Below are 13,462 nucleotides of genomic sequence, written 5' to 3'. Positions count from 1 at the left end.
CGGTACAATTGGTCAAGGCTGAAATCGGACTAGGTTTTCCCCGCCAGCCCCTTCAGCCGGTAGAGCGCTTCCAGCGCCTCGCGCGGCGTCATCTCGTCTGGATTGATCTCACCCAGCGCTGCGCCCAATGCGTCGCTCTTCGCAGGCTTTGCCGCTTCCCGCTTCATTGCCACCGAAAACAGCGGCAGATCGTCGACCAGCCGGTTGGCCTTGCCGGAGACATCGCCTTCCTCGAGCTGATGCAGCACCTCTTTGGCCCGGCCGACCACCGCTTCCGGCAGACCGGCAAGGCGAGCGACCTGAACGCCATAGGAGCGATCGGCGGCACCCTTGCCGACCTCGTGCAGGAAGACCACTTCGCCTTCCCACTCCTTAACCCGCATCGTGACATTGTGCAGTCGCGGCAGCTTGCCGGAGAGTGCCGTCATTTCGTGGAAATGAGTGGCGAAGATCGCCCGGCAGCGGTTCTTCTCGTGCAGATACTCGACTGCCGCCCAGGCGATCGACAGGCCATCGAACGTGGCGGTGCCGCGACCGATCTCGTCCAGGATCACCAGCGCCCGCTCGCCGGCCTGGTTGAGGATCGCCGCCGTCTCTACCATCTCGACCATGAAGGTCGAACGGCCGCGCGCCAGATCGTCCGAGGCGCCGACCCGCGAGAACAGCCGGTCGACAACGCCGATATGGGCCGACGTCGCCGGCACGAAGGAACCGGTTTGGGCGAGGATGGCGATCAGTGCGTTTTGCCGCAGGAAGGTCGACTTACCGCCCATATTCGGACCGGTGAGCAGCCAGATCGCGCCGGCCTTGGCACCGTCTTGCGGCGACAGATCGCAATCATTGGCGACGAACGGCCCTTCGCCCGAGCGCCGCAGCGCCTGTTCCACCACCGGATGGCGTCCGCCCGAGATATCGAAGGCGAGGCTGGAATCGACCAGCGGCCGACACCAGGCTTCACTCTCCGACAACAGCGCGAGCGCCGCCGACACGTCAAGTACGGCAAGCGCATCGGCGCCGGCGCGAATTTTTTGCGCCTCGGCGACCGCCTCTGTCGTCAGCGTGTCGAAAGCGGCAAGCTCGATGCTCAGCGCCCGGTCGGCGGCATTGGCGATTTTGGTCTCGAGTTCGGCAAGTTCGGTCGTGGTGAAACGCATGGCGTTGGCCATGGTCTGGCGGTGGATGAAGCGCGCCTTGGCGCCGTCGCTTCCGGTCATGATTGAATGGTGGTTGGCCGTCACCTCGATGTAATAGCCCAGCACATTGTTGTGCCGGATTTTCAGCGAGCGGATGCCGGTCTCCTCGATCAGCGAGCGCTCCAGTCCGGCGATCACCTTGCGCGATTCGTCGCGCAGCGCCCGCATTTCGTCGAGCTCGGCATGGTAGCCGCCGCGCACGAAGCCGCCGTCGCGCCTGAGCAGCGGCAGTTCCTCGCCAAGAGCTTGGGCCAGATGCTTGGCCAGCGCACGCGGCAGCGCCTTTATCGCGGCAAGTGCCGCTGTCAGCTCCGCGGGCAGGACGGCCGTTCCGAACAGTTCGGAAATGGTGGCCGCCGCTTCGAAGCCGGCACGCAGCGCGCCGAGATCGCGCGGGCCGCCGCGGTTGAGCGCCAGCCGCGACAGCGCCCGCGGCATGTCGGCGACGCTCTTCAGGCCTGACCGCACCGCCTGGCAAAGCTGCGTCTCCGCACGGAAGAACGACACAGAATCGAGCCTGGCGCCGATCGCCGCCGGGTCAGTCAGCGGCGCCATCAGCCGGTCGGCGAGCAGCCTGGCGCCGCCGCCGGTGACCGTGCGGTCTATAGCCTTGAACAGCGAGCCGTCGCGGCTGCCCGACAGCGTGCGCAACAGTTCCAGATTGCCGCGTGTCGCAGGATCGATGAACAGCGTCGAGCCCTGCTCCTCGCGTTCGGGACGCGACAAAGGCGGCCGCTCGGCCTTCTGCGTCTTTTCGACATAGGCGATGGCGCCCGAGATCGCCGACAATTCGGCGCGCGAGAAGGCGCCGAAACTGTCCGGCGTCGCCACTTCGAAGAAACGCGCGATCCGCCCCGCTGCCGAAGCCGAATCGAAAAGCGACGGCGGCTGCGGGCTGGCAACGCGGCCGATGACGTCGAACACCGGCTTCAACTCGGGATCGTAAAACACCGGCTCGGCGACGATCAGCTCGCGCGGGTCGACGCGGAAGACATCGGCCAGCAGGCGGTCGGTCGTGGTTTCGGCGACGCGGAAGACGCCGGTCGAGATCTCGATCCAGGCCAGGGCGAAGGCGTCACCGCTGTTGCCGCCCTTCACCCGCCCTAGCGCCATCAGGAAGCTCGATTCCGACGGCGCCAGCAATTTGTCCTCGGTGATGGTGCCGGGCGTCACCAGGCGCACCACGTCACGGCGTACGACCGATTTGCCGCCGCGCTTCCTGGCTTCCGCCGGGTCCTCGATCTGCTCGCAGACGGCAACGCGAAAACCTTGGCCGATCAGCTTTTGCAGATAGTCGTCGGCCGCATGCACCGGCACGCCGCACATCGGAATGTCGTTACCCTGGTGCTTGCCGCGCTTGGTCAGGACGATGCCCAGCGCCTTGCTCGCCTTTTCGGCGTCGTCGAAGAACAGCTCGTAAAAATCGCCCATGCGGTAGAACAGCAGAGAATCCGGGTTCGCCGCCTTGATCTCGATAAACTGCTCCATCATCGGCGTGACGCTGCCGACGGGCGCAGACGGTGTCACCTCTGGGGCGTCGGTTTCTGCTGAAGTGTGCATGTTCATGCCCGCACGCTAGCAGATGTGGGTGCGGGGTTTAATGCAGGCGGCTCGAAAAGCAGGGGACGACCGGCCTCGACGGCGGCTTGTGCTCCCTCTATGCCGGGTGAAGCCGTTGGTTGCATCGGGCGACAACCAGACCCTATGATCGCCATGGCGGGGATAAGCGGCATGGATCAGGACAAACAGGAGGCGTTCGAAGAGCTGGTCGGTCCGGCTGGATCGGCGCTTGAGCGCCTGCTGCTGTTGGCGGCGCGGCGCGTCCACCGCACCAAAAGCAAGCTTAGGGGGACAGTGCGCAAGCGCGTCCCCTTCCTCCTGCCGACACGGGGACCGCTGTCCGATCTCGATAGCGGCATCGAGATGTCGCTGCATGTGCTCAGCCGCGACCCGCTGGTGCTCTATGTCCCGATTGGCGGAGCCCGTCCGCTCTATCCGCTGGCGGCCCTTGGCCGGCGCCTGGCGGGACGGCGCGTCACCTTCCTGACGATGCAGACCTGGACCATGGAGCGGCCGGCTGTCATCGCCCGGATGGGCCGCGATCTCGCCTGGTATGCCGGCCGGTTTCCGCTGCACGAAATCATCTTCCTGTGCAACACCGAGGAAGAGCGCCGTCTCGTCGCGGCTGCGGGCGGCAATGCCATCTTCTCCAACCACAATCTGATGGTGTCGGAGGATATATTCCGGCCGCTGCCGGACGTGCCGGTCGAATTCGACGCGGTCTACAATGGCCGCATCTCGCCGATCAAACGTCATCACCTGGCCTTCGACATAGAGCGGCTGGCCCACATCACCTATTCGATCGGCGAATTGCCGCCGGTTGCCGCCCTCGCCTTTGTTCGGCGACTGCAGGCGCGTTCGCCGCTCCACCAGATCGCCAATCCGCTCGTCGACGGCTGGCCGGGCAAGCTGACGGCGCAACAGGTCAACCACGTCTACAACCAGGCCGCCGTCGGGCTGTGCCTGTCGGCCGTGGAAGGAGCGATGTACTCCTCGATGGAATATCTGATGGCCGGCCTGCCGATCGTCAGTACGCCGAGCCTTGGCGGTCGCGACGTCTATTTCGATCCGGATTATTGCATCGTCGCCGATCCGGAACCGGCTGCCATTCGCCGCGCCGTCGATACGCTGCGAGATCGTGCCATACCGCGTCAGCAGATCCGCCGCCGCACGCTGGAGAAGGTTCACGCCCAGCGCATCGAACTCATGGCGTTCCTGACTGCATTGCTGCGGCGCAAGGGAAGCCGTGCGCCACCCATCGAGACGTGGCCTTTCCCCGGCACAGACGGCATGATGCGGCGGGGAACGGTGCGCGAAATCGCTGCCTTCGTCAGCGAGCCAGAGCCGACGTGACGCCGTTCGACTTCGGGAGATTCGCTGCGGGCGTGAAGATCGCTTGGCGATTTACAGCGGTGGCGTGTAGCCTTGATCCAGAAGTTTCAAAAGCACGCACCCGTCTCAAGGGGGCGACACCGGCGAGGAAATCAAAAGCATCATGGCCAAGAAAACCGAAAATAGCGGCCCCTCCGTCAGCGCCGAGGAGGCGCTGGAATTCCACGCCATGGGCCGCCCCGGCAAGCTGGAGATCGTCGCCACCAAGCCGATGGCGACGCAGCGCGATCTGAGCCTCGCCTATTCGCCGGGTGTCGCGGTTCCCGTGCTGGCCATTGCCGAAGACCCCAGCCGCGCTTTCGACTACACGACGCGCGGCAACATGGTCGCCGTCATCTCCAACGGCACCGCCATTCTCGGCCTCGGCAATCTCGGCGCGTTGGCCTCCAAGCCGGTGATGGAAGGCAAGGCGGTGCTGTTCAAGCGCTTCGCCGATGTCGATTCCATCGACCTCGAGGTCGACACCGAGGATGCCGACGAATTCATCAACTGCGTGCGCTTTCTCGGGCCGTCCTTCGGCGGCATCAACCTGGAAGACATCAAGGCGCCGGAATGCTTCATCATCGAGCAGCGGCTGCGCGAACTGATGGACATCCCGGTCTTCCACGACGACCAGCACGGCACCGCCATCATCTCGGCCGCCGGGCTGATCAATGCGCTGGAGATCACCGGCCGCGACATGAAGACCACGAAAATGGTCTGCAACGGCGCCGGCGCCGCCGGCATTGCCTGCATCGAACTGATGAAGGCGATGGGTTTCGCCCCGGAAAACATCATCTTGTGCGACACCAAGGGTGTCGTCTACCAGGGCCGCACCGAAGGCATGAACCAGTGGAAGTCGGCGCATGCGGTCAAGACCGACTCGCGCAGCCTGGCCGAGGCGCTCGATGGCGCCGACGTCTTTCTCGGCCTGTCGGCCAAGGGCGCGTTGACCACCAGGATGGTGCAGTCGATGGCCAAGAACCCGATCATCTTCGCCATGGCCAATCCCGATCCGGAGATCACACCGGAGGAAGTGGCCGAGATCCGCACCGATGCCATTATGGCCACCGGGCGTTCCGACTATCCGAACCAGGTCAACAATGTGCTGGGCTTTCCCTACATCTTCCGCGGTGCGCTGGATGTCAGGGCCACCACCATCAATGACGACATGAAGATTGCCGCAGCTAGAGCGCTGGCCGAACTGGCGCGCAAGGACGTGCCCGACGATGTCGCCGCCGCCTATCAGGGAAACCGGCCGAAATTCGGCCCCAACTACATCATCCCGGTGCCGTTCGATCCGCGCCTGATTTCGGCTATCCCGCTGGCGGTGGCCAAGGCCGCGATGGAATCCGGCGTCGCCCGCAAGCCGATCCTCGATCTCGACCGCTACGCGCAGGAGCTTTCCGCCCGCCGCGACCCGATCGCCTCGACCTTGCAGCGCATCTACGACCGCGTCCGCCGCCAGCCCAAGCGCATCGTCTTTGCCGAGGGCGAGGAAGAGCAGGTGATGCGCGCCGCCGTCTCCTATGTGAACCAGAAGCTCGGCACCGCCATCCTGCTTGGCCGCGACGACGTCATCAAGGAAAACGCCAGGCACGCCGGCATCGACTTGAACAAGCAAGGCATCGAGATCATCAATGCCCGGCTGTCGCGCCGCAACGGCATCTACACCGACTTTCTCTACGAGCGCATGCAGCGCAAGGGCTTCCTGTTTCGCGACTGCCAGCGCCTGATCAACAACGACCGCAACCATTTCGCCGCCTGCATGGTGGCGCTGGGCGACGCCGACGGCATCGTCACCGGCGTTACCCGAAACTATTCGACGGCGCTCGACGATATCCGCCGCATCATCGACGCCAAGCCCGGCCACCGCGTCATCGGCGTGTCGATCGTGCTCGCGCGGGGTAAAACAGTCCTCGTCGCCGACACCGCCGTGCACGATATGCCCAATGCCGAGCAGATCGCCGATATCGCCGAGGAGGCGGCGGGCTTCGCCCGCCGCATGGGCTATGAGCCGAGGCTCGCCATGCTGGCCTATTCGACTTTCGGCCACCCGCAGGGCGAGCGCTCGGAACGCGTCCAGGAAGCGGTACGCATCCTCGACAAGCGCCGCGTCGATTTCGAATATGATGGCGAGATGGCCGCCGACGTGGCGCTCAATGCCCGCGCCATGGCCCAGTATCCATTCATTCGCCTGACCGGCCCGGCCAATGTGCTGATCATGCCGGCGTTCCACTCGGCCTCGATCTCGACCAAGATGCTGCAGGAACTCGGCGGCTCGACCGTCATCGGCCCGCTGCTGGTCGGGCTGAACAAGCCGGTGCAGATCGTCTCGCTCAACGCCAAGGATTCCGACATCGTCAACATGGCGGCAATCGCGGCCTATAGCGCGGGAGCCTGATTGGCGGCAAAATAGCCAACCCATAAGAGATTGATAATATTCGGCTGCTATAGGGAACGTTCTCGCCCCCTATGGCCTTATGGCATTGGCGGCGCGCTCAGACCGCCAAAACGGGGGTGCGGCCATGAAGCATGACACGGCATCTGTGGTCGGCCAGGGGGTCTATCACGACGAGCGCCTGGATGCGCTGCTCAGCATCACCGGCCGCATGGACGGTTATCTCTACCGTTGCCGCAACGATGCGTCCTACACCATGCTCTACATCAGCGACGGCATTTTCACCGTCAGCGGTTATCGGCCGAGCGACTTCATTCAAAATGCCGTGCGCGACTATGTCTCGGCCATCCACCCGGATGATCTCGCTGCCGTCTATGCCGCCGTCGATACCGCGCTCGAGGCGCGCTGCAACTGGAACGTCGACTACCGCATCGTGCCGCAGGTCGGCGAGCCGCTCTGGGTCCGCGAGATCGGCGGCGGCGTCTGGGACGAGGCCGGCGAACTGGAATTCCTGGAAGGTTTCGTCGTCGACATCAGCGACCGCAAGGTCGTCGAGGATCTCAACGCCGAGCTGCTGCTCGAACTCAAGGCCGCCAATGAGGAACTCTCCGTACAAAAGCGCGAGATCGAGCTGGCCAAGCAGCATAGCGACCACTCGGCCAACCACGATGCATTGACCGGCCTGCCCAACCGGCGCGCCTTTCACAACGAGCTGAGGTCGGTGATCGACCGCTGCGACAACACCGGCCAGGCGGCCGGCCTGCTGTTCATCGACCTCGATAGGTTCAAGAAGGTCAACGACACGCTCGGCCACGAGGCCGGCGACGCGCTGCTGCATGAGGTGGCGGGTCAGCTTCGCACCGTCCTGCGCAGCGCTGATTTCGTGGCGCGGCTCGGTGGAGACGAGTTCGCATTCCTGTTTTCAGGAGAGGCTAGCCGGGCCCGACAGAAGGCCGTGGGCGTCGCCGAACGTATTCTGGAAAAGCTGCGGATCAAGGTGCCGACGCCGAATGGTGCCATCCATGTTGGTTGCACCGTTGGCGTCGCCATCTACCCGGCGGAAGCGTCCGATTCGGAGGCGCTGATAACGCTCGCCGACCGACTGATGTACATTGGCAAAAAGAGCGGCCGCAACCGGCTGGTCACCGCCGGGGCTTTGGAACCCGGGCCTACGTCCGACGACCTTCGCCGCACCGCCTGAGCGGAGCGCCGGACAGCCTGATCCGGCGGGAACCGGTGGTCCATTCTCGTCCCTGAAATGAAACAGCCCGCAGCGATGTGCCGCGGGCCGTTTTTTTGTCAGATCGATAATCCTGCACCGAATAGCCGCTGTCCGAACATGCAAGGGGTGTTCCAGCTTGGCGACACACGCCTAACCGCCCGTCACCGCTGGATGGCGCAGAATTATCAAGGTCTCATTTCTTCCAGCACCCTCATCCGGGTGGGCGCCACGCGCCGATCAGAACGAGCGCTGGAAGCGGACGATGCCGCCTACGCTGTTCTTCTTGTCGGCCTTCGTCCAGTTGAAGTCGTCGGCGTCGCCGAACTTGCCGTCATGGACATAGTCGACTTCGGTCGTGATGGTGAAGCCGGGAACGACCGTATAGGCGACGTTTGCCGCAATGGCGAAGTTCTTGTCGTCGTCAGCCGAAACCTGAGTGTTGAACGAGGCCTTGTCGGTGAACTTGTAGGTGCCGCCGCCCCAGACAGCCCAGTTGCCGCCCCAAGGCTTGTAGAAGCCGCGACCACGACCCGGGATCGCGTAGGACGGATCCGACAGGTTGTCGTCGGTGCCATAGCCGCCCATGACGAACAGCGTCAGATCCTTGCCGACATTGACGTCCAGGCGAACCTTGCCGGCCACTTCCTCGTAAGCGCTGTCATAGGCGACGACGCCGGTGATCGCGCCCCAGCCGCCCTTGTACTTCAGGCCGCCGACGACATGCGGGATATAGTCGTCGATTGTGCCGTGAATTGCCGTCGCGCCCGTAGTGTCCGAGCCTTCTTCGAGCGACACAAAGCCCGTGACACCGCTGCCGGCGTCGAAGTAGTAGCTGATGACGTTGGTGTCCTTGATGCCGTAATGAATAAGCGTGTCCTGGATGACGTTGCCGGCATAGCCGATGAACTGGTCATAAGGCGATTCATCCTTACCGACACGCAGGCCGCCCAGCTGGATATAGGCGAAGCTCAGCGACACACTCGTAGGGCCGCCATTCGGATAATTGAACTTGGTCTCGGTATAGGTTTTCAACGTTCCGAGTTCGGTTTCCTGGCCGGTCCACGTCTTCAGGTTGAAGCGGGCGTTCTTCTTCCAGGAGTCTTGCGAGTCGCCGTCTTCGACGTCGGTGGCTGTGCGGCCGTCCAAGGAGCCGACATCGCCGACACCGGCGTCATAACGGACATAGCCGCCGACACGCAGACAGGTTTCGGTGCCGGGGATGTAGAAGTAGCCGGCGCCGTAGACGTCGCAGATCTTGACGTATTCGGCCGGTTCCGGCTCGGCGACGACGACCGCGTCGGCGGCACGCGCGCCCGAAACCGCGATCAGCGCCGCGGCGGAGCCGAGCAGAAGGCTCTTGATGTTCATTTTCTTGAATCTCCAGTCAAAGGTTCAAATCAGGTCGGACATGGCTCTGCGGCCTGCCGCTTCACCCCATACTGAAAGCCGCGCAGCGCGCCGTGCTCTCGCCTCCGACATGGCCCATGCGGAGGCGGCGATCAACAGAGATTGTGTCGGAAAAGTGTCTTTTCGACTCTTCAAAAAGTATTGTTGCGCAATTATCACGTCATGTTTTTGACATGATGGCACATATGGCACAACCGGTACATAAAGGACGGAGAAATATAGGATCATAGAGTAAAATTGGACCTGCGAAGCCGGTTATAGCTCTGCTTTGACGCTTATTTACCCGGCTTATTATTTGCCCGAGGCAAATCGGGGGGTCGATCGAAATCCCGATGAAAAATCAGATCGGCGAAAAATCGCGCGCGGCCAGCACCACGTCCGGCACCATATCCTGCTTGAGCATGTCGATGGGGATGCGGCCGCCAAGTTCCGGCGCGGCGCGGTTCAGCCAGAACCAGGCGAGCCGCGGATTGGCGATCACCGACAGCACCTCGTGGATCCCCGCCGCCGGCGACGAACTGGGCCAGCGGGAAGACATGTTTGCGCCCGCTCTTGCGCAGCGCAATCACCTCGCTCCGCCTTTGCCAGCGATGCAGCGTCGAGCGCGGAATGCGGAACTTCTCTTCCAGATAGGTCGATCCGGCGACTTCGCCGGCCCAGTCCTCGATCAGCATCGACTGAAGCATGCGCTCGCCCGGCGGGTGGGATGCCACCTTGCCAGGTTCGGCTGCCGTCGTCGGCTCGTCAACCGCGACGATTGCAGCGTCGCGGCGCGTCGCCTTGCCGGCAATCGACTGAACGAAGTCGGTGGCGAGCGCAGTCCACTCGCCTCGGAAGGCATCGACCGCAAGCCGCTGCGTCTGCGAAAGGAAAGTCAGCGCGGCGGCAACGCTGCCGGCAATGGCGCCGGCCGAAGCCAGTGCCTGCGGGTCCATGGCTATGCCGTGCTGGACCAGTGCCTGCTGCACCGCCTCGGCCACGAGGCCTGCCAGGGCTTCCTGCGAGATTCCGTCCGTCTGGTTCTGAAATCTGGTCATGCATCTGTCTTGCTGGCCACACGCTCCTCCCAGGCTGTGGCCGGTTCGTTGAACGGCTATAGCGGAGAGCTGAAAGCGCGGCGGCAACAGACGCAGCGACCCGACCGGTTGCTGTCTTGCATTTTTGACACCCTAACTGTCTGTGGGCGCTTCGAAATGTCAGTCGCGAGACGCCTCACTGTGCGTGTAGGTCTGCTCTGTGACAAGCGCACGACAGGTGGCGTCGTTTGACGCCTCGTCAGGGGCGACACAGCGGCCCTACAGCAACCCCGCCAATTGGGCCGCGCTGCGCAGGTTTTGCCGCGGCCGTGGCCCGAGCTGCTGGATCACCAGCCCGGCGGCCAGCGAGCCGAGATCGCCGCAATCCTTCAGGCTGCGCCCCGAGGTGTAGCCGTAGAGGAAACCGGCGGCATAGAGGTCGCCGGCGCCGGTGGTGTCGACCAGTTCGCGGATCGTCGTCGCCTGAATGGTGACGGTCTCGTCGCCGCGCACGATCACTGAGCCTTTTTCGGAGCGGGTGACGGCGGCAATCTTGCAGTCTTTGCGGATAGCCGCCAGCGCCTCGTCGAAGGATTTTGTCTGGTAGAGCGACTTGATCTCGTGGCTGTTGGCAAAGACGATGTCGACAGTGCCCGAGCGCATCAGCTCGAGGAACTCGTCCCGGTAGCGGTCGACGCAGAACGAATCCGACAACGTCATCGACACTTCGCGCCCGGCCTCGTGTGCGAGCTTCGCCGTCTGCCGGATCGCCTCCTTGGCGCGCGGCGGATCCCACAGATAGCCCTCGAAATAGGTAACCTTGGCGCCGGATGCCTTGTCGGCCTCGACGTCTTCCGGGCCGAGTTCGACGCAGGCGCCGAGATAGGTGTTCATCGAACGCTCGCCATCGGGGGTGACGAATATCATCGAGCGCGCCGTCGGCGGCTGTCCCTCAAGCGGCCTAGTGTCGAAGGCAACGCCCTGGGCATGGATGTCGTGGGCGTAGATCTCGCCGAGCGGGTCGTTCGATACCTTGCCGAAGAATGCGGCGCGGCCGCCGAAGCTGGCGACGCCCGCCGCCGTGTTGCCGGCGCTGCCGCCCGAGGCCTCGATCGCCGGCCCCATGCGGCTGTAGAGCAGCTCGGCGCGCTTGGTGTCGATGAGGTTCATCGCACCCTTGATGATGCCGTTGGTCTCGAGAAAAGCGTCGTCGCACTGGGCGATGATGTCGACAATGGCATTGCCGATGCAAAGCACGTCAAAATCCGGCATCAATGTCTCCGCCCTGGAACCTGCCGGCTTTCTGCCGCGCCCGGGCGGGTCTACAGCATCACCCCGAAAAATGGCAACCGATTTCCACCCTTTGCCGGCCCAAGCCGGCGCGCGCGCCTGGACGAGGCTCCATCACAGTTCGACCGTGGCCGAAGCATCTGACCGCCGGGTCGCCTACAAGCTTGGTCTCAAATCAAGCGCTGGAAGCACCCGCATGCAAGCAAAGACCGACATGACCACCGAACTGGCGCTGCTTGGCGTGCTGGCCGCCCTGTGGGGCGCGTCCTATACCTTCATCAAGATCGGTGTCGAGACGATCCCGCCGATAACCTTCATCGCTGCTCGCACCCTGATCGCCGGCGCCATCCTGCTCGCGCTGATCCGCTGGCGCGGCCTCGCTATGCCCAAGGACGGCGCGACCTGGTGGCGGTTCATGGTTCAGGCCTGCCTCAACAGCGTCGTGCCATTCACGCTGATCGCCGCCGCCGAGCGCTCCATCGACGCCGGCCTCGCCACCATTCTCAACGCGACGTCGCCGATCTTCACCTTCCTGCTGACCGCGCTCATCACCCGCCACGAAACCGTAACCGCGCGCAAGCTGTTCGGCGTCGGTGCCGGCATCGCCGGTATTTGCCTGATCGTCGGCACCCAGGCGCTTGGCGGGCTCGGCCATCAATTGTGGGCGCAACTTGCCGTCATTGCCGCCACGGTCTGCTATGCCGGCGCCGCCATTTTCGGCCGCAGCTTTAGGGGACTCGACCCGATGCTGCCGGCCGCCGGCTCGATGCTGTGCGGCGCAGTCATCCTCGTCCCCTTGAGCCTGGCCTTCGACCGCCCGTGGACGCTGTCGCCTTCAAATGCGTCGATACTGGCCTTGTTCGCATTGTCGGTGTTCTCCACGGCGCTGGCCTTCTGCATCTTTTTCCGCCTCATCCACACGCTGGGTTCGGTCGGCACGACGTCGCAGGCCTATCTGCGCGTGCCGATCGGCGTCGGCATCGGCGTCGTGTTTCTCGGCGAAAGCCTCGGGCCGACGGCGCTCTGGGGCATGGGCTGCGTCGTCGCCGGCGTTGCGGCGATGACCATCCCAGCCCGCTCCCGGGCGCTGGCGCGCTAGATCACGATGAGATTTGGTTGAAATCTCATCATGATCTAAGCCTTTGTTGGAGCATGATCTTTTCCAAAAACCGGTACCCACTTTTTGGGATCATGCTCTAGTTCCCGTCCGGAATTGCGCCCGCTCCAGCAGGCTTGCGGCTGACAGGGTCTCAGCCTATGTCGGAGATATCCTTTGTTCCTGGGGGTGGAAACGCCGTGATCTCCAACGCTGCCCGCGCCGCCTTCAGCCGGCTGTTTTCTCCCGAATTCCGCGCGGTTTTCCTGAAGACGCTGGGCTTGACCGTCCTGGCGCTGGTCGCCTTGTGGTTCGTCTTGACCGGGCTTGTCGATTGGCTGGCCCTGCCATGGGTTCACTCCTTGCTGCCCGGCCTGCCGTCCTGGGCCGGATGGCTGAGCGGCATCATCGCTGCCATCGCGCTTGCCTTCGGGATGGCGCTGCTGATCGCGCCGGTGACGGCAATCGTGGCGGGCCTGTTTCTCGACGACATCGCCGAAGTGGTCGAGCGCACCGACTATCCGGCCGATCCCGTCGGACGCGCCATGCCGGCGCTGCGCTCGCTCGTGTTGTCGGTGAAATTTTTCGGCGTTGTCATCCTGGGCAACATCGTCGCCCTGCTGCTTCTGTTGGTTCCGGGCATCAACATCGCCGCCTTCTTCATCGTCAACGGCTATCTGCTGGGACGTGAATTCTTCGAATTCGCCGCCATGCGCTTCCGCCCGGAAGATGAGGCGAGGGCGTTGCGCCGGAAATATGCCGGCACCGTCTTTCTGGCCGGGCTGCTCATCGCTGCCTTCCTCGCCGTGCCCCTGCTCAACCTGCTGACGCCGCTCTTTGCCGCCGCCATGATGGTGCATCTGCACAAGGCGGTCGGCGCGCGGGAGAGCGCCAGGCGATAGGCCT

At 63.7% G+C, this 13,462-nt stretch carries 9 protein-coding genes and 1 pseudogene; 5 read left to right on the top strand and 5 right to left on the bottom strand.

Features of this window, described 5'->3' with window-relative positions; all coding sequences use genetic code 11:
* Positions 1-29: 29 nt before the first annotated feature.
* The gene (gene mutS, locus NKL04_RS22215) at positions 30-2,759 is read right to left on the bottom strand and encodes a DNA mismatch repair protein MutS (protein WP_352724396.1); all 2,730 of its coding nucleotides are present in this window, start codon (positions 2,757-2,759) and stop codon (positions 30-32) included.
* Between the two features lie 165 nt (positions 2,760-2,924).
* Here mutS and NKL04_RS22210 point away from each other — a divergent pair, with 165 nt between their 5' ends.
* From NKL04_RS22210 to NKL04_RS22200, 3 genes are all read left to right on the top strand, one after another.
* Positions 2,925-4,106, top strand: a complete 1,182-nt coding sequence (locus tag NKL04_RS22210) for a glycosyltransferase family protein (protein WP_032997472.1) — start codon at positions 2,925-2,927, stop codon at positions 4,104-4,106.
* Between the two features lie 142 nt (positions 4,107-4,248).
* Positions 4,249-6,528, top strand: coding sequence for an NADP-dependent malic enzyme (locus NKL04_RS22205; protein WP_023702628.1), 2,280 nt, complete (start codon positions 4,249-4,251; stop codon positions 6,526-6,528).
* Between the two features lie 124 nt (positions 6,529-6,652).
* Positions 6,653-7,726: a GGDEF domain-containing protein gene (locus NKL04_RS22200; RefSeq protein WP_352638399.1), complete on the top strand. Its 1,074-nt coding sequence runs from the start codon at positions 6,653-6,655 to the stop codon at positions 7,724-7,726.
* A gap of 258 nt (positions 7,727-7,984) precedes the next feature.
* Here the strand turns inward: NKL04_RS22200 and NKL04_RS22195 are convergent, their stop codons facing one another.
* The 4 genes and pseudogenes from NKL04_RS22195 to NKL04_RS22180 form a co-directional block, all read right to left on the bottom strand.
* Positions 7,985-9,115: a porin gene (locus NKL04_RS22195; RefSeq protein ID WP_023702631.1), complete on the bottom strand. Its 1,131-nt coding sequence runs from the start codon at positions 9,113-9,115 to the stop codon at positions 7,985-7,987.
* A gap of 379 nt (positions 9,116-9,494) precedes the next feature.
* Positions 9,495-9,644 (bottom strand): antitoxin Xre/MbcA/ParS toxin-binding domain-containing protein, encoded by a 150-nt coding sequence (locus NKL04_RS22190; protein ID WP_348529219.1) that lies wholly within the window; start codon positions 9,642-9,644, stop codon positions 9,495-9,497.
* Positions 9,645-9,720: 76 nt separating this feature from the next.
* A pseudogene (locus NKL04_RS32175) lies at positions 9,721-10,191 on the bottom strand (antitoxin Xre/MbcA/ParS-like domain-containing protein); the annotation flags it as partial.
* Positions 10,192-10,449: 258 nt separating this feature from the next.
* Complete coding sequence (locus NKL04_RS22180) at positions 10,450-11,442, bottom strand: adenosine kinase (RefSeq protein ID WP_023692653.1); 993 nt, start codon at positions 11,440-11,442, stop codon at positions 10,450-10,452.
* 214 nt (positions 11,443-11,656) lie between these two features.
* On the opposite strand from NKL04_RS22180, the gene NKL04_RS22175 reads away from it, so the two are divergent.
* Both NKL04_RS22175 and NKL04_RS22170 read left to right on the top strand, forming a co-directional pair.
* Entirely contained in the window at positions 11,657-12,559 is a 903-nt protein-coding gene (locus NKL04_RS22175) for a DMT family transporter (protein WP_031209789.1), read from the top strand.
* Between the two features lie 197 nt (positions 12,560-12,756).
* On the top strand, positions 12,757-13,458 hold the full coding sequence (locus NKL04_RS22170; RefSeq protein WP_023702635.1) for a sulfate transporter family protein: 702 nt from the start codon (positions 12,757-12,759) through the stop codon (positions 13,456-13,458).
* Positions 13,459-13,462 lie beyond the last annotated feature (4 nt).

Origin of the sequence: Mesorhizobium sp. C264A (assembly GCF_040324515.1) — a bacterium.
Classification (GTDB): domain Bacteria; phylum Pseudomonadota; class Alphaproteobacteria; order Rhizobiales; family Rhizobiaceae; genus Mesorhizobium.
Note: the sequence above shows the minus strand (reverse complement) of the source record. Positions and strands in the feature narration are given on the sequence as shown.

Coding starts and splice junctions, on each gene's coding strand:
- NKL04_RS22195 (WP_023702631.1), bottom strand. CDS start 9,115: ATGAACATCAAGAGCCTTCTGCTCGGCTCCGCCGCGGCGCTGATCGCG.
- NKL04_RS22210 (WP_032997472.1), top strand. CDS start 2,925: ATGGATCAGGACAAACAGGAGGCGTTCGAAGAGCTGGTCGGTCCGGCT.
- NKL04_RS22175 (WP_031209789.1), top strand. CDS start 11,657: ATGCAAGCAAAGACCGACATGACCACCGAACTGGCGCTGCTTGGCGTG.
- mutS (WP_352724396.1), bottom strand. CDS start 2,759: ATGAACATGCACACTTCAGCAGAAACCGACGCCCCAGAGGTGACACCG.
- NKL04_RS22200 (WP_352638399.1), top strand. CDS start 6,653: ATGAAGCATGACACGGCATCTGTGGTCGGCCAGGGGGTCTATCACGAC.
- NKL04_RS22180 (WP_023692653.1), bottom strand. CDS start 11,442: ATGCCGGATTTTGACGTGCTTTGCATCGGCAATGCCATTGTCGACATC.
- NKL04_RS22205 (WP_023702628.1), top strand. CDS start 4,249: ATGGCCAAGAAAACCGAAAATAGCGGCCCCTCCGTCAGCGCCGAGGAG.